At 43.8% G+C, this 15,081-nt stretch carries 16 protein-coding genes, 1 tRNA gene and 2 rRNA genes; 1 reads left to right on the top strand and 18 read right to left on the bottom strand.

Annotation, left to right across the window (positions count from 1 at the left end; genetic code table 11):
• Window positions 1-52: 52 nt before the first annotated feature.
• The 15 genes from K4I03_RS04855 to K4I03_RS04785 all read right to left on the bottom strand — a co-directional run bounded on the left by K4I03_RS04855 (window position 53) and on the right by K4I03_RS04785 (window position 12,603).
• Window positions 53-1,117: an acyl-CoA dehydrogenase family protein gene (locus tag K4I03_RS04855; protein ID WP_227963903.1), complete on the bottom strand. Its 1,065-nt coding sequence runs from the start codon at window positions 1,115-1,117 to the stop codon at window positions 53-55.
• A gap of 18 nt (window positions 1,118-1,135) precedes the next feature.
• Window positions 1,136-1,684, bottom strand: coding sequence for a carboxymuconolactone decarboxylase family protein (locus K4I03_RS04850; protein WP_227963902.1), 549 nt, complete (start codon window positions 1,682-1,684; stop codon window positions 1,136-1,138).
• A 199-nt stretch (window positions 1,685-1,883) separates the two neighbouring features.
• Window positions 1,884-2,654 (bottom strand): acetyl-CoA carboxylase carboxyl transferase subunit alpha, encoded by a 771-nt coding sequence (locus K4I03_RS04845; protein WP_227963901.1) that lies wholly within the window; start codon window positions 2,652-2,654, stop codon window positions 1,884-1,886.
• Window positions 2,651-3,514 carry an acetyl-CoA carboxylase, carboxyltransferase subunit beta gene (gene accD, locus K4I03_RS04840; RefSeq protein WP_227963900.1) on the bottom strand — a complete coding sequence of 288 codons (864 nt, stop codon included), beginning with the start codon at window positions 3,512-3,514 and terminating at the stop codon, window positions 2,651-2,653. Before accD ends, K4I03_RS04845 begins: the two co-directional genes overlap by 4 nt.
• A 99-nt stretch (window positions 3,515-3,613) precedes the next feature.
• Window positions 3,614-4,981 (bottom strand): acetyl-CoA carboxylase biotin carboxylase subunit, encoded by a 1,368-nt coding sequence (locus tag K4I03_RS04835; RefSeq protein WP_002893598.1) that lies wholly within the window; start codon window positions 4,979-4,981, stop codon window positions 3,614-3,616.
• Window positions 4,982-4,999: 18 nt separating this feature from the next.
• Window positions 5,000-5,422 carry a 3-hydroxyacyl-ACP dehydratase FabZ gene (gene fabZ, locus K4I03_RS04830; RefSeq protein ID WP_002922202.1) on the bottom strand — a complete coding sequence of 141 codons (423 nt, stop codon included), beginning with the start codon at window positions 5,420-5,422 and terminating at the stop codon, window positions 5,000-5,002.
• Complete coding sequence (gene accB, locus K4I03_RS04825; protein ID WP_227963899.1) at window positions 5,419-5,907, bottom strand: acetyl-CoA carboxylase biotin carboxyl carrier protein; 489 nt, start codon at window positions 5,905-5,907, stop codon at window positions 5,419-5,421. The genes fabZ and accB overlap by 4 nt, the downstream gene beginning before the upstream one ends.
• Before the next feature lie 6 nt (window positions 5,908-5,913).
• A complete protein-coding gene (gene fabF, locus K4I03_RS04820; protein ID WP_002922205.1) occupies window positions 5,914-7,146 on the bottom strand; it encodes a beta-ketoacyl-ACP synthase II in 1,233 nt (410 codons plus the stop codon).
• Between the two features lie 64 nt (window positions 7,147-7,210).
• On the bottom strand, window positions 7,211-7,945 hold the full coding sequence (fabG, locus tag K4I03_RS04815; RefSeq protein WP_002893608.1) for a 3-oxoacyl-[acyl-carrier-protein] reductase: 735 nt from the start codon (window positions 7,943-7,945) through the stop codon (window positions 7,211-7,213).
• A gap of 12 nt (window positions 7,946-7,957) precedes the next feature.
• Window positions 7,958-8,878 (bottom strand): ACP S-malonyltransferase, encoded by a 921-nt coding sequence (fabD, locus tag K4I03_RS04810; RefSeq protein WP_002908091.1) that lies wholly within the window; start codon window positions 8,876-8,878, stop codon window positions 7,958-7,960.
• Window positions 8,871-9,845, bottom strand: a complete 975-nt coding sequence (gene fabK / locus K4I03_RS04805) for an enoyl-[acyl-carrier-protein] reductase FabK (protein ID WP_002902460.1) — start codon at window positions 9,843-9,845, stop codon at window positions 8,871-8,873. Before fabK ends, fabD begins: the two co-directional genes overlap by 8 nt.
• Before the next feature lie 136 nt (window positions 9,846-9,981).
• The gene (locus tag K4I03_RS04800; RefSeq protein WP_002893611.1) at window positions 9,982-10,206 is read right to left on the bottom strand and encodes an acyl carrier protein; all 225 of its coding nucleotides are present in this window, start codon (window positions 10,204-10,206) and stop codon (window positions 9,982-9,984) included.
• 55 nt (window positions 10,207-10,261) lie between these two features.
• Window positions 10,262-11,236 carry a beta-ketoacyl-ACP synthase III gene (locus tag K4I03_RS04795; protein WP_227963898.1) on the bottom strand — a complete coding sequence of 325 codons (975 nt, stop codon included), beginning with the start codon at window positions 11,234-11,236 and terminating at the stop codon, window positions 10,262-10,264.
• Entirely contained in the window at window positions 11,236-11,670 is a 435-nt protein-coding gene (fabT, locus tag K4I03_RS04790) for a fatty acid biosynthesis transcriptional regulator FabT (RefSeq protein ID WP_002901186.1), read from the bottom strand. Before fabT ends, K4I03_RS04795 begins: the two co-directional genes overlap by 1 nt.
• A 141-nt stretch (window positions 11,671-11,811) precedes the next feature.
• Entirely contained in the window at window positions 11,812-12,603 is a 792-nt protein-coding gene (locus K4I03_RS04785) for an enoyl-CoA hydratase (protein ID WP_002893616.1), read from the bottom strand.
• 250 nt (window positions 12,604-12,853) lie between these two features.
• Between K4I03_RS04785 and K4I03_RS04780 the strand changes: the two genes are divergently transcribed.
• Window positions 12,854-14,218 (top strand): aspartate kinase, encoded by a 1,365-nt coding sequence (locus K4I03_RS04780; RefSeq protein ID WP_227963897.1) that lies wholly within the window; start codon window positions 12,854-12,856, stop codon window positions 14,216-14,218.
• Between the two features lie 229 nt (window positions 14,219-14,447).
• On the opposite strand, the gene K4I03_RS04775 is transcribed toward K4I03_RS04780, so the two are convergent.
• The 3 genes from K4I03_RS04775 to K4I03_RS04765 all read right to left on the bottom strand — a co-directional run.
• Window positions 14,448-14,521: transfer RNA gene (locus K4I03_RS04775), tRNA-Asn, on the bottom strand.
• A gap of 5 nt (window positions 14,522-14,526) precedes the next feature.
• Window positions 14,527-14,642: ribosomal RNA gene (rrf, locus tag K4I03_RS04770) — 5S ribosomal RNA — on the bottom strand.
• A gap of 116 nt (window positions 14,643-14,758) precedes the next feature.
• A 23S ribosomal RNA gene (locus tag K4I03_RS04765) occupies window positions 14,759-15,081 on the bottom strand; the annotation flags it as partial.

Genomic DNA, 15,081 nt, shown 5'->3' with positions numbered 1-15,081 from the left:
ATGTCTTAAAACCCCTTTTCAATGATAATCAAACGTTTGTTTGTTATCATTTCTATGAAACTTCTAAAATATGCCGCAGCTGGACTGCACTCGGTGAGACAATGGGGAGAAAAGCTCCTTCGTTCCAACGGCGGATAAAGCCTGAAGTCGAATTACTCAAGTATCCTCTGCCTCCACTAGCCTGCAGCTCCAAGAGCAGACTTTGGGCTACCACATCAACTATATCAATTCGCAGCTGGAAGAGCTCCTTAGGACGCTCAACAAAATAACTAGGCTGGAGAAGACCTCTATAGAGATGATCCTGGATTTCAGTCAGAACAGCCACTTGCTCCTCCCACTCCTCTCTCAAAATAGAGCGGACTGACAGATTAGCTTCGACCTCCGCCAGAGACTTCTCTGCTAAGCCAAGAGCCAAACCAAACTGATAACCTAGAAAAGCTGGGCGATTTTCTGCCAAAAAGGCCTGGGCATCTTGTGCAAGAATCCATTCCTCTTGTAAAGGCACATGATTAAAGGTCAGGGCAGCTGTATTTCCCCCTTGCAAAGATACAAACTCTAGATCCGCTGAACGGGAGAAATTCTCCGCGTCAGACGGCACAGCCAGAACCAGCGGCTGGCGGCTCCCATCTTCGAAACCAGCAACAAATATGCTGAGGAAGCGATCCGCGCGAGCATTGGTTACCCAAGGCAGACGTCCCTTGAGATAAAGCTGTCCGTCTTCCTCCACAATAGACACATTTAACTCTTCTAAGTCCGACAGGAATTTGACAGCATTGGACAGGGCTGTCGCACCTGCATATTCTCCTGACAGGAGCCCTTCCAAATAGTGGTCTCTAAAGTAGGGACTAGGAGATTTTAAAATGTTATCAATAAAGGTCCTTTGCCCCCAAGAGATAAAGGAAGCGGTCAAGGAATGGTGAGCCAGCTCCTTAAGCACTTCAATCACATCGGTATCATTGCCACCTCGGCCTCCCAGCTCTTCTGGAACGCCAACCCTAAAGGCTCCTTCAGCGGCGATACGCTCAATCAGTTGGTTACCCGCTGCACAGGATTCTTTGTCAATTTGGTCAGCGTGATCATCCAACCAGTTGATAAACTCTTCTGAAAAAAATGTCATTTGCCACCTCCTCAAAGACTAGGCATAAGGCTGCAATTCTGGATTAATTGGTGTATTGGCCAGATTATTGGCATAATTGCAAAGAGTCGCAAGGCTGACACCCAGAACTACATCCAGAGCATTCTCATACGTATAGCCCGCTTCTAGGAAGTCTGCCAAGGCTTCATCTCCGACCCGTCCCTTAGTATTAATGACAGCAATAGTAAATTTAGCAAGCGTATCTAACTTCGGATCTGTATCAATCGGAGTACGATTGCGCAGAGCCTCCAAAAGATCATCATTCATTTGAATCTGCTTGATTGAAAAAGCTGTATGGCCCGCCACACAGAAAGCACAGCCATTGGTAACTGCAGCCGTAATCTGCACTACTTCACGCTCAGTTGGTGTCAGGCTGTTACGGCGATTGATAGCTCCAACCGTCCGATATGTTTCCAAAGCCGTTGGCGCATTGGCCAAAAGACCGATAAGATTAGGGATGTAGCCACCGTTATCTTTTTGAACAGTTTCCAGGACTTCTTTTACCTCGGTTGGTGCGGACTCAATCGTGTGGATAGTAAATTCTGACATATGAAACCTCATTTCTTTTAATTAGAAACTATCTTAACATAGGACGAGTGGCTTGTATAATATATATTTTATATAAGTCCTATAAAGAGAATATAATGCGATTTTTCAAACCAAAATATATTACCCTTGTAAGATGGCTCCACATCAATTTCAAACAAGAATCCGAAACGAGAAAAAGAAGCCTTTTGGCTTCGATTTTTTAATATTTCCTGAATCGCTGATAGCGATTTTCCAGTAATTGTTCCAAGGGAAGCTGAGACAGATTATCCAACTCAGCAGCGATTTCTTCTTTCACTGCAGCCAGTAATTCATGGTTGTTAAAGCCTCTTTCAGGAATAACCTTATCCACCACTTCCATCTGCAAGAGCTCGTGTGAAGTAATTTTCATCAGTTCTGCCGCTTCCATAGCGCGGCTGCCGTCTTTCCAGAGGATAGAAGCAAAACCTTCCGGGCTGAGAACTGCATACATAGAGTTTTCCAGCATCCAGACCTTGTCTGCTACAGCCAAAGCCAAGGCTCCGCCTGAGCCACCTTCACCAATGATGATGGCAATAATCGGTACTTTGAGATTGCTCATTTCCATCAAGTTACGGGCAATAGCCTCCCCTTGACCACGCTCCTCAGCACCGACACCAGGATAAGCACCTGCCGTATTGATAAAGGTTACCACAGGACGGCCAAATTTTTCCGCCTGCTTCATGAGACGCAGAGCCTTGCGGTAGCCTTCCGGATGCGGCTGTCCAAAGTTTCGGCGCAGATTGTCTTGCAAATTGCGACCCTTTTGAATACCGACCACCGTTACAGGCTGACCCTTTAGCATCCCAATACCGCCAATCACCGCACCATCATCTCGAAAAGAGCGATCCCCATGCAACTCGACGAAGTTATCAAAAATTCCTTGTGCAAAATCCAGCGCAGTCAAACGAGCCTGATCACGCGCTTCTTTAATAATCCGAGTGATTTTTGTCATGCTTGACCTCCATGGAATGCTAATAAGGTAGCAAGTGTATCTCTCATATCACTACGCTTGACGATGGCATCCACAAAACCATGCTCCATGAGAAATTCAGCCTTTTGAAAATCATCTGGCAGCTTCTCACGAACAGTGGATTCAATAACCCGACGCCCGGCAAATCCAACCAGAGCCTGAGTTTCAGCCAGAATAATATCACCTTCCATAGCGAAAGAGGCTGTGACACCGCCAGTTGTCGGATCTGTCAAGACGGTCAGATAGAAGAGACCTGCTTCAGAATGTCGTTGCACCGCCGCAGAGACCTTAGCCATCTGCATCAAACTCATAATGCCCTCCTGCATACGGGCACCGCCAGAAGCCGTAAACAGAACGACTGGCAATTTATGCTCTGTCGCATACTCAAAGAGACGGGTAATCTTTTCACCCACAACTGTCCCCATAGAAGCCATGATAAAGTTTGAATCCATGATTCCAAGAGCCGTTTTATGCCCCTTGATACTAGCTGTTCCAGTCAGAACCGCCTCATCTAAGCCTGTCTTCTCACGGGTAAGAGCCAATTTTTCTTGATAATTAGGGAAGTTCAGAGGATCCTTGGTTTCAATTCCAGTGAACATCTCCTTAAAACTGTTCTCATCCACAGTTAGATTTAAGCGCTCATGGGCAGAAATACGGAAATTATAGCCACAGTTAGGACACACACTGTCATTTCCAAGATCTTTTTGGTAAATGGTATGCTTACAGCCTGGGCATTTCGAAAAGAGTTCGTCTGGTACCTCAGGCTTTGCTTGAGGCTTTTCCCGACTCGCTCGATTAGGATTGATACGGATATATTTATCCTTCTTTGAAAACAAAGCCATCGTTTACGTCTTCTCCTTTTCAAGATTTTATACTCAGGCACATCAAACAGCAAGAGCCACTGCCTTTCGAGTTTACAGAGCAGCTCTTACACATCTCATCTATTGTTTCTCTTGATAAGCCGGAAGGAACTTCTCCATGAGAAAGGCTGTGTCATAATCACCAGCAATTACATTGGGATCTGAGATTAAGTCCAATTGGAAGCCGCTATTGGTCACAACACCGTCAATTTCTAATTCATAGAGTGCACGTTGCATCTTCATCAGAGCATCAAAGCGATTTTCCCCATGAACAATTATCTTCGCAATCATGCTATCGTAATAAGGCGGGATGGTATAGCCAGGATAGACGGCTGAATCCACGCGTAGCCCCACTCCACCGCTTGGAAGATAAACATTTGAAATCTTACCAGGACTCGGCGCAAAGTTAAAGGCTGGATTTTCAGCATTGATTCGACACTCAATTGCATGCCCTCGGATTTCAACATCATCCTGACTGAAGGACAGCTCTTGACCGTTTGCAATCTTAATCTGCTCTTTTACAATATCCACACCGGTAACAAACTCGGTGACTGGATGCTCGACTTGCACCCGAGTGTTCATTTCCATAAAGTAGAATTCACCCTTGGCCTCATCGAGAAGAAACTCAATTGTACCAGCATTTTCATAGCCGACAGACTGAGCAGCCCGAACAGCTGCTTCACCAATCTGCTGACGCAAGGTTTTCCCAATCGCCACAGATGGACTTTCTTCCAGTACTTTCTGATTATTACGCTGCAAAGAGCAATCCCGCTCGCCCAAGTGAACCACATGCCCCTGCTGATCTGCCAAGATCTGCACTTCAATATGGCGCGCTGGATAGATGACTCGCTCCATATACATAGCACCATTACCAAAGGCTGCTTTGGCTTCGCTAGACGCAGACTCAAAGGCCGCTACTAAATCCTCAGCCTTTTCAACCTTACGAATGCCTTTGCCGCCGCCGCCAGCAGAAGCTTTAAGCATGACTGGATAACCAATCTTTTCGGCAACTTCCAAGGCTTCTTCAGAGGTATGAACTTCTCCATCAGAACCTGGGATAACCGGTACTTTCGCCTTAATCATCTGAGCCCGAGCATTAATCTTGTCCCCCATCATGTCCATAACAGCACCTGAAGGCCCAATAAACTTAATGCCGACCTCTTCGCACATAGTCGCAAATTTGGAGTTTTCACTCAAAAAACCAAAACCAGGATGAATGGCTTCTGCACCTGTCAGAACAGCGGCAGACAGGACTGCGTTCATATTCAGATAAGAATCTGTGGACTTGGCTGGACCGATACAGACTGCCTCATCAGCCAATAGGGTATGGAGTGCTTCCTTGTCAGCCGTTGAATAAACAGCTACCGTATCAATTCCCAACTCGCGAGCTGCACGAATAATTCTGACCGCAATTTCCCCACGGTTAGCAATTAAAATTTTACGAAACATGGTGAAAGCTCCTTTTATCTACTGGCCAATCGCAAAGGTCAAAGTACCGCTGGCTGCAAGTTTTCCATCAACTTCTGCTTTCGCCTCTACAACCGCAATCGTTCCGCGGCGCTTAACAAACTTAGCTGTCATAATCAACTGATCACCTGGTACAACTTGCTTCTTGAACTTAACCTTGTCCATGCCAGCGTAGAAGACCAGTTTGCCCTTATTTTCTTCTTTGGACAATTCCAGTACGCCGGCCGTTTGAGCCAGAGCTTCCATGATTAAGACACCTGGCATAACCGGATATTGAGGAAAATGTCCGTTAAAGAAAGGCTCATTGACTGTCACATTTTTCAGAGCAACAATCTCATCTTCGCTAACTTCCAAAACACGATCCACCAAAAGCATTGGGTAGCGGTGCGGAAGTGCTTCTTTTATTGAATTAATATCAATCATTTGATGCGTACCAGCCCTTTCCCAAATTCAACCATTTCTTCATTCTGAACCAGAATTTCTGTAACCAGACCATCTTTCGGTGCTGGAACTTCATTCATGACCTTCATTGCTTCAATAATCATCAGGGTTTGACCTTTTTTAACTTGGTCTCCAACTGATACAAATGGCGGCTTGTCTGGACCAGCTGCTAAGTAAGCCACACCAACCAAAGGACTTTCCACAACATCACCTTCAGCAGCAGGTGCCGGAGCTTCTGAAGCTGTTTCTGGCTCTGCAGACGGAGCTGCTTGAGGAGTTGGCTCAATCACAGGTGCACTCGCAGCCTGCAAAGGTGCAGCAATTGGAGCAGCGCTGGCTGTTGGAACTGCAGCCTGACCTTCATTCTTACTAAAAGTCAGCTCATCACTCTGATTTTTGTAAGAAAACTCACGCAGACTAGACTTGTCAAACTGCGCCATTAAATCTTTAATTTCGTTGATATTCATAGGTTTTTAAGCCTCCCAGCGTTTAAAGGCAAGAACTGCATTGTGGCCGCCAAAGCCAAATGTATTGGAAATCGCATAAGGGATTTCCTGTTCCTTACCTTGACCGTAAATAACGTTGGCTTCAATATAGTCTGGCAGCTCTGTTGTACCAGCTGTTTTTGGCACATAGCTATGACGCATTGCTTCAATCGTCGCAATAGCCTCAACCGCGCCCGCTGCACCGAGCAGATGTCCTGTAAAGGATTTAGTAGAAGACACCGCTACATCTTTACCAAAGACAGAAACAATGGCTCCGCTTTCGCCTTTTTCGTTAGCAGGGGTTGATGTACCGTGAGCATTGACATAAGCTACATCTTTCGGCTCAATTTCAGCTTCTTCAACCGCCTGTTTGATAGCCTTGATAGCCCCCAAACCTTCTGGATGCGGTGAGGTCATATGGTAAGCGTCACAAGTGTGGCCGTATCCTACCACCTCAGCCAAGATAGTTGCTCCACGCTTCTCAGCATGTTCCAGACTTTCCAGAACTAGCATACCAGAACCTTCGCCCATGACAAAGCCATTGCGGTCCTTGTCAAAAGGAATAGAAGCACGCTTAGGATCTTCTGTCGTAGAAAGAGCAGTCAGAGCCTGGAAACCAGCAATCGCAAATGGTGTAATAGAAGCTTCTGAGCCACCAACCAGCATCACATCTTGATAACCGAACTTAATTGAGCGGAAAGCTTCACCAATCGCATCGTTAGCTGAGGCACAAGCTGTATTGACAGACTTACAGATACCATTGGCTCCAAAGCGCATCGCAACATTTCCTGCCCCCATATTTGGCAGGGCTTTTGGCAAGGTCAAAGGTTTGATACGTTTAGGACCTTTTTCATGCAAGCGAACAACCTGCTCTTCAATTTCCTGAATCCCACCGATACCTGAAGCCACAATGACACCAAAGCGATCCTTATCCAACGCATCTACATCTAAGTGAGCATTGTTGACCGCTTCCTGGGAAGCATAAATTGCATAAAGTGTGTAATTATCATAACGATTGGTATCCTTTTTGACAAAGTATTTATCAAATGGAAAATCCTTAATTTCCGCCGCATTGTGAACACTGTATTCACTATGATCAAATTTAGTAATTGGACCGATTCCAATATTGCCTTCTTTTAAATTATTCCAGAATTCTTCTGGAGTATTCCCGATAGGTGAAGTTAAACCGTATCCTGTTACAACAACTCGATTAAGTTTCATATTGAGCTCCTTTATTTAGATGAATCAACTGATTTTCTACTCGTTAATATTCAAAAACTATGACTTACTGCATAGTAAAGCCGCCATCAATCGTGATCACTTGACCCGTCAGATATTCTTGACCTGCCAAGAAGAGAGCAACATCTGCTACTTCTTCTGGAGTACCAAAACGCTTCATCGGAATGAGTGCCAGAGACGCTTCCTTAATTTTTTCTGGGAGCACATCTGTCATATCAGATGCGATAAAGCCAGGGGCAATGCAGTTCACACGGATATTACGCGCTGCCACTTCACGGGCTACTGACTTAGAAAAACCAATCAGACCGGCCTTGGAAGCTGCATAGTTTGCCTGACCGATATTTCCAGCCAAACCAACGACACTCGATAGGTTGATAATAGCACCCTGACGAGCTTTTGTCATCGGTTTCAGGACTGATTGTGTCATATTGAATGTTCCAGTCAAGTTCACTTTCAGCACCTGCTCAAAATCTTCTTCCGTCATTTTCAGCATGAGCTTATCACGTGTAATACCAGCGTTATTGACCAATACATCTACAGACCCCAGAGCCGCAACAGCTTCTTCCACTATCCGCTGAGCATCCGCAGATTTAGACACATCCCCAATAACAGCTACGACTTTACCAGAATAGCCGGCAAATTCAGCCAAAATATCATCAGAAATCCCGCTTAGTCCGTTTAAAATAACATTGGCTCCGACACTGGCAAATTTATGCGCAATTGCCAGCCCAATCCCACGAGCGGACCCTGTAATTAACACATTCTTGTTTTGTAATTCCATGATGATTCCTCATTATTTTTCTAGAAGAGCATTCAAACTTTCTACATCTTCAACTTGGCGTACATCCGCAGATTTATCAATTTTCTTAATAAAACCAGATAGGACTTTGCCAGGACCGATTTCGATAAATTCAGTCACACCTGCTTCCTGCATTTTAGCAATGCTGTCATAAAAGCGTACTGGCTCCATTACCTGACGAGTCAAAAGCTCTTTGACTCTTTCTTTTTCCATCACAGTTGCTTCAGTATTTCCGACTAATGGCCGCACAAAATCTGAAAACTCAACTGTTTCCAATACTTCTGCCAATCGTTCGCTGGCTGGCTTTAAAAGCGCTGTATGGAAAGGTCCAGATACATTGAGCGGGATTAAGCGCTTGACACCGGCATCTTTCAAAAGCTCCACAGCCTTATCTACCGCTGCGACTTCACCGCCAATAACAATCTGACTAGGCGTATTATAGTTGGCTGGTGAGACTACACCAATAGCGCTTGCTTCCTGACAGACTGCTTCAATGAGAGAAACCTCTGCATTTAAAACAGCGACCATTTTCCCAGAGCCAGCTGGAGCAGCCTCTTCCATGAAGCTACCGCGCTTAGCAACCAAGGCCACTGCAGTCTTAAAATCAAGGGCGCCCGCAGCTACCAAGGCAGAATATTCTCCAAGCGAGAGACCTGCTACCATATCAGGCTCGATTCCCTTATCAGCCAATAGCCGATAAATAGCTACTGAAGTTGTTAAAATAGCCGGTTGCGTGTAGCGAGTTTGATTGAGCTTTTCTTCATCTTGATCGATCAAAGCTCGGACATCATAGCCTAGAACTTGGCTAGCTTCATCAAAAGTTGACCGCACAAGCTCATACTGATCATAAAGCTCGCGCCCCATTCCAAGGTACTGCGCTCCCTGACCGGCAAAGAGAAAGGCTCTTTTAGTCATTTCTAGTTACTCCTGCCCAACGTTTTGCTTCCTGCTGAATCTTCTCAGCAGCACCATAGTAGATATCTTTGAGGATTTCTTCGACTGTTTCTTCCTTACTGATTAAACCAGCAATTTGACCAGACATGACGGAACCATTTTCCACATCTCCGCGAACAACCGCATTGGCCAAAGCACCAGCTCCAAGATTTTCAAAAACAGTCAAATCTGGATTTTCTTGCTTGAAGGCTTCTTTTTCCGCCTTTTCGAAATCACGCGTTAGCTTATTCTTGATAGCACGAACCGCATGACCAAAATGCTGGGCAGAGATAGTCGTATCAATATCGCGAGCCTTCAAAATCATATTCTTGTAGTTTTGATGGGCATTGGATTCCTTAGCAACAACAAAGCGAGTTCCGACTTGAACAGCCTCCGCTCCCAGCATAAATCCAGCCGCAGCTCCAGCACCATCTGCAATACCACCGGCGGCAATAACCGGAATGCTGACTGCTTCTGCAACCTGACGAACCAAGGACATGGTAGTCAATTTTCCGATATGACCGCCGGCTTCCATACCTTCTGCAATGACCGCATCCGCACCGATTTTTTCCATCCGCTTAGCCAAGGCCACACTTGGCACAACAGGGATAACTGTAATCCCCGCTTCATGGAAACGAGCCATGTGCTTGCTTGGGTTCCCCGCACCAGTTGTTACTACTTTTACTCCCTCTTCAATGACGAGATCCACAATGTCGTCTGCAAAAGGAGAAAGGAGCATGATGTTAACTCCGAAAGGACGGTCCGTCAAAGACTTAATCTTGTCAATATTAGCCTTTACCACTTCCTTAGGTGCATTTCCGCCACCGATGATACCAAGACCGCCAGCTTTTGAAACCGCGCCAGCCAAGTCACCGTCAGCAACCCAAGCCATTCCGCCTTGGAAAATAGGGTAATCAATGTTCAATAATTCTGTAATACGTGTTTGCATAATACCTTCCTTTTATCATTGCTTAAGTAATAGCTTGATTTCAAACTACCACACGCTAGATGTATTTTCTTTACTTTGACAGTCAAACTATTACCTAAACAAGAGAGAATATCTTTCGATACTCTCAGTTACTTGCTTATTTAGTTTTTTCTTCTACATAAGCAACCAAATCACCAACTGTGTTCAAACCTTCTTCAGTTTCGATTTGGATGTCAAATGCATCTTCAATTTCTGAAATCACTTGGAACAAGTCCAATGAATCTGCTTCAAGATCATCGAAAGTTGACTCAAGAGTAACTTCTGACGGCTCTTTGCCAAGTTCTTCAACGATAATTTCTTGTACTTTTTCAAATACTGCCATGGATAGACTCCTTTAAAAATAAAATATTTTTTATCATGTGTTTCCACTTGATTAACTAAATTGTAACAATAAGCGTGCCCCATGTCAAACCTCCACCAAAACCTGACATCAAAATTGTCTGATTTCCGTTCAGTTTGATCAGTCCTTGCTCCACACACTCAGATAATAAAATCGGGATGCTAGCAGCGCTAGTATTGCCATATTCCATCATATTGGCTGGAAGTTTCTCCCGCGCAACAACAAGCTTCTTAGCCATTTTATCCAAAATACGGATATTGGCCTGATGCAGCAACAGAAAATCCAAATCTTCCGCTGAAAGCTGACTGCTTTCAATGGTTTCTTTGATAGAACGAGCAACATCACGAATAGCAAAGTCGAAAATAGCTCTACCGTCCATTGTCAGATAAGGCTGATTCTCACCTTTTTCAGAAAAAGGTGAAGACAAACCGATTTTTCCACAGGTCAGACTATCTCCGCGAGATCCGTCTGTAAACTGACTTTCTGCCAAAAAATGCTGTTCTGAAGCACTTTCCAACAGGACACCGCCAGCACCATCTCCAAAGAGAACCGCTGTTGAACGATCCGACCAATCTACCGTCTTAGAGAGAGTTTCACTTCCTATGACTAGACCCTTTTGATAACGACCTGAAGAAATAAACTTTTCCCCAGTAGATAGGGCAAAGATAAAGCCACTGCAAGCTGCCGTCAAATCAAAGGCAAAGGCATTCTTAGCACCGATGTTTGCCTGTACTCTCGCAGCCGTTGAAGGCATTAAAGAATCCGGCGTAATGGTAGCAACAATGATAAAGTCCAGATCTTGAGCAGAAATTCCCGACTTTTGCAGCAAATTCTCTGCTACTTTTGTCGCTAAATCACTGGTCGTTTCATCTGACGATAAATGGCGTTTTTTAATCCCAGTTCGACTTGAAATCCACTCATCACTGGTATCCATAATCTCTGCTAGATCATCATTACTGACAACCTGACGGGGAGCATAATGAGCCGCTTGGCTAATCTTAGCATAGTTCATTATTTCAAATCCTCTAGGAAACTATATAAATTTTGCAGGCCTTTTTGCATCACTTGTCTCTCTTCTGGACTCATCCCATCCACTACCTGCATGACCATGCGGTTGTGGAATCGCTTGTGAAGACGATACAAAAGCCGCCCATTCTTTGTCAAATTCAGATGCACCACACGACGATCAACTTCCGACCGACGCCGCTCAATATACCCCTTACGCTCCAGATTATTCAAACTAGTCGTAACAGTTCCTAAAGTAACCATCAATTCTCGTGATATATCACTTGGAGTAGCATTTGGGGTTGTACCGATGACATCTATCGTATGCATTTCCTTAATGGAGACGTCGTTGAAGCGACTGCTTCTTAGGCTCGATTCTTCAATAACCAAGACATTATTGAAAATAGACGTTAAGTAATCATTTACTAACTGAAAATTCAAAACCAACCCTCCTTAAGAAAATACTTTGACAATCAAATTTTATCAGATAGAAAAGTAATTTGCAAGCTTTTTTGAAAATTAATTTGATTTTCAAATATTTTTGTAAACAACTTGCAAAATAAGCAACCTTGAACCGATACATTATTTACCAGTGAAGTTTGGACGACGCTTCTCAGAGTAAGCCCGAACTCCCTCTTTGAAATCTTCTGTGAAAGCCAGCGATTTCTGCAGTTCCAACTCTAGCTCTGCATACTCAGACCAGCCGCTGAACAAACTCTTCCAGACCATTTCTTTCATAGCTCTGTAAGAATTTAGAGAGCCACGTTTCAGCTTCTTCAGCAACTGTTCCGTTGTTTTTTCCAATTTCTCTGTTTCACAGACTTTATAAAGCAAGCCGTAATCCAGAGCTTTCTCTGCAGTCAGAGCTTCCCCAGTCATAACCAGATGGGTCGCCCGAGTTACCCCGATAGCACGAGTCAGTAAGAAAAGACCACCAGCATCTGGCGCCAGACCAACACCGACAAAGGCCTGAATGAAACGGGATTTTTCAGTGGCAATACAGAAATCTGCTGCAACGACCATATTAGCAGCCGCACCAGCAACAGGGCCATCAACACTCATGATAACCGGCTTAGGCAGACGCTTCATAGCAAAAGAAATATCATTTACCAATTCAGCTATTTTCACCAAGGATTGGACATCATCATCACTGACAGCTCTCTGCATCTCAGCCAAATCCCCACCCACTGAAAAAACCTTACCATTCGCATTGATAACTAAAAATTTGACGGACTCATCCTTAGCAGCAAGTTCAATAGCCTCTAAAATTTCCTCACACATAGGAATATTAAAGCCATTTGAAACTTCAGGACGATTAAAAGTAATCGTTGCTACCTCATCTGCTACGTGATAGAGAATTCCATTAAATGTCATTTCAGCTCCATTCCCGACCCGATTTCAAATCAGCCGTTTTGTTTTATTCTTAAATAATTTGATATTCAAATTATACACAACTTATATTTTATCATAAAATATAAAAGAAAGGAAATAAAAAATGGGAAAAATTAGATGGTCTTCAAATTTGAAGTGTAAAAGCAATATTATGGATAAAAATAGTATAAAAACAGTGTTTGAATAATTTTCAGAATTTTGTTATAATTTTTAAAATAAGATAGGAGAACCTATGAAAGTTGTAAAATTTGGCGGAAGTTCACTGGCTTCTGCGACTCAATTAGAAAAAGTTTTGAACATTGTCAAATCTGATCCTGAACGTCGATTTGTTGTAGTATCAGCGCCAGGAAAACGCCACGATGACGATATCAAAGTAACCGATGCCCTGATTAAATATTACCGAGAGTATATTGCAGGAAATGATGTCACACCTAACCAACAGTGGATTATCAATCGCTATGCAGATATGGTGGCAGAACTTGGTTTGAAACCAAAAGTTCTGGAGAAAATTTCCAAAAGCATCACAAGCCTTGCAACTTTGCCAATTGAAGATAATGCATTTCTTTATGATACTTTTCTTGCTGCAGGAGAAAACAACAATGCCAAATTAATTGCAGCTTATTTCAGTCAAAATGGCGTTCCAGCTAGCTACGTACATCCAAGTGAAGCAGGACTCGTCGTTTCCAGTGAGCCAGGTAATGCTCGAATTCTCCCTTCCAGCTATGATAAGATTGAAGAACTCAACAATTCTGATGAAGTTCTAGTTATTCCTGGTTTCTTTGGTGTAACTCAAGATGGACAAATCTGCACTTTCTCTCGCGGGGGTTCTGATATTACGGGCTCTATCATTGCTGCGGGAGTCAAAGCAGATGTTTATGAAAACTTTACTGATGTTGACGGAATCTTTGCTGCCCATCCCGGCATTGTACACAAACCGCATTCCATTCCCGAGCTAACCTATCGGGAAATGCGTGAATTGGCCTACGCTGGCTTTACAGTTCTCCATGATGAAGCTCTGCTTCCAGCTTACCGCGGCAAAATCCCGCTGGTTATTAAAAATACCAACAATCCAGAACATCCAGGTACTCAAATTGTCCATAAACACAGCAAGGACCATCTACCAGTCGTTGGAATTGCTGGAGATGCAGGCTTTGTCAGCATTAACATGTCCAAGTACCTGATGAATAGAGAAATCGGCTTTGGTAGACGCGTCCTTCAAATTCTAGAAGATTTGAATATTGGTTGGGAGCACATGCCTACAGGAATCGACGACCTCTCTATTATCTTACGTGAGCGCGAATTAACTCCTATCAAAGAGGAAGAGATCCTTCGACAACTTGTCCAAAAAGCAGAGGTTGATCATGCAGAAATCGAACACGACCTTTCCATTATCATGATTGTCGGCGAAAAAATGAAAAGCCATATCGGGGTTACTGCCACTGCAACTAAAGCTCTTTCAGAAAATAACATCAACATTCAAATGATGTCCCAAGGCTCAAGCGAAGTATCCATCATGTTTGTTGTTGAAAAAAATCAAGAAAAAGCTGCTATTCGTGCACTTTACCGAGCTTTCTTTGAACCCCAAACTCTAAAGTAAGTCCAGATTTAGAAACCATTTTTATCAAACAAACTCTGATCAAAAAAGCAGAAACTAGTCACTGACTAACTTCTGCTTTTTTCATTCAACTATAAAGAATACAAAGTCAAACTTTAGAATACACTAAGAACTAATAGAAGTTTCATAGCTCATCAATAAGACTATAGAATACCTTGTCTCCAGTATATTCTATCACTAAAAATAAAAAGAGGTAAAAACCTCTTTGAAACTCCGCCAGTAGGACTCGAACCTACGACATCATGATTAACAGTCATGCGCTACTACCAACTGAGCTATGGCGGATAACTGCTAAGCGACTACCATATCTCACAGGGGGCAACCCCCAACTACTTCCGGCGTTCTAGGGCTTAACTGCTGTGTTCGGCATGGGTACAGGTGTATCTCCTAGGCTATCGTCACTTAACTATTGAATTAACTGTCCTGCCCTCTCAGACAAGCCTTGCCAACTCAAAATTGAATACAATATCAAATCTCACATTTCTCTAAACCATTCGCTGCACTCTGATGAATTTCTTATTCTAGGATAAGTCCTCGAGCGATTAGTATTGGTCCGCTCCATGTGTCACCACACTTCCACTCCTAACCTATCAACCTGATCTTCTCTCAGGGCTCTTACTAACTTGCGTTATGGGAAATCTCATCTTGAGGTGGGTTTCACACTTAGATGCTTTCAGCGTTTATCCCTTCCCTACATAGCTACCCAGCGATGCTCTTGGCAGAACAACTGGTACACCAGCGGTAAGTCCACTCTGGTCCTCTCGTACTAGGAGCAGATCCTCTCAAATTTCCTACGCCCGCGACGGATAGGGACCGAACTGTCTCACGACGTTCTGAACCCAGCT

It is taken from the genome of Streptococcus sanguinis (assembly GCF_020729725.1).
Classification (GTDB): Bacteria; Bacillota; Bacilli; order Lactobacillales; family Streptococcaceae; genus Streptococcus; species Streptococcus sanguinis_V.
Note: the sequence above shows the minus strand (reverse complement) of the source record. Positions and strands in the feature narration are given on the sequence as shown.

Excerpts from the sequence above, each read along its gene's own strand:
- accB (WP_227963899.1), bottom strand. The coding sequence starts at position 5,907 with ATGAATATCAACGAAATTAAAGATTTAATGGCGCAGTTTGACAAGTCT.
- K4I03_RS04845 (WP_227963901.1), bottom strand. The coding sequence starts at position 2,654 with ATGACAAAAATCACTCGGATTATTAAAGAAGCGCGTGATCAGGCTCGT.
- K4I03_RS04850 (WP_227963902.1), bottom strand. The coding sequence starts at position 1,684 with ATGTCAGAATTTACTATCCACACGATTGAGTCCGCACCAACCGAGGTA.
- fabK (WP_002902460.1), bottom strand. The coding sequence starts at position 9,845 with ATGCAAACACGTATTACAGAATTATTGAACATTGATTACCCTATTTTC.
- K4I03_RS04800 (WP_002893611.1), bottom strand. The coding sequence starts at position 10,206 with ATGGCAGTATTTGAAAAAGTACAAGAAATTATCGTTGAAGAACTTGGC.
- K4I03_RS04780 (WP_227963897.1), top strand. The coding sequence starts at position 12,854 with ATGAAAGTTGTAAAATTTGGCGGAAGTTCACTGGCTTCTGCGACTCAA.
- K4I03_RS04795 (WP_227963898.1), bottom strand. The coding sequence starts at position 11,236 with ATGAACTATGCTAAGATTAGCCAAGCGGCTCATTATGCTCCCCGTCAG.
- fabG (WP_002893608.1), bottom strand. The coding sequence starts at position 7,945 with ATGGAATTACAAAACAAGAATGTGTTAATTACAGGGTCCGCTCGTGGG.
- K4I03_RS04835 (WP_002893598.1), bottom strand. The coding sequence starts at position 4,981 with ATGTTTCGTAAAATTTTAATTGCTAACCGTGGGGAAATTGCGGTCAGA.
- accD (WP_227963900.1), bottom strand. The coding sequence starts at position 3,514 with ATGGCTTTGTTTTCAAAGAAGGATAAATATATCCGTATCAATCCTAAT.
- K4I03_RS04855 (WP_227963903.1), bottom strand. The coding sequence starts at position 1,117 with ATGACATTTTTTTCAGAAGAGTTTATCAACTGGTTGGATGATCACGCT.
- fabF (WP_002922205.1), bottom strand. The coding sequence starts at position 7,146 with ATGAAACTTAATCGAGTTGTTGTAACAGGATACGGTTTAACTTCACCT.
- fabZ (WP_002922202.1), bottom strand. The coding sequence starts at position 5,422 with ATGATTGATATTAATTCAATAAAAGAAGCACTTCCGCACCGCTACCCA.
- K4I03_RS04785 (WP_002893616.1), bottom strand. The coding sequence starts at position 12,603 with ATGACATTTAATGGAATTCTCTATCACGTAGCAGATGAGGTAGCAACG.
- fabD (WP_002908091.1), bottom strand. The coding sequence starts at position 8,878 with ATGACTAAAAGAGCCTTTCTCTTTGCCGGTCAGGGAGCGCAGTACCTT.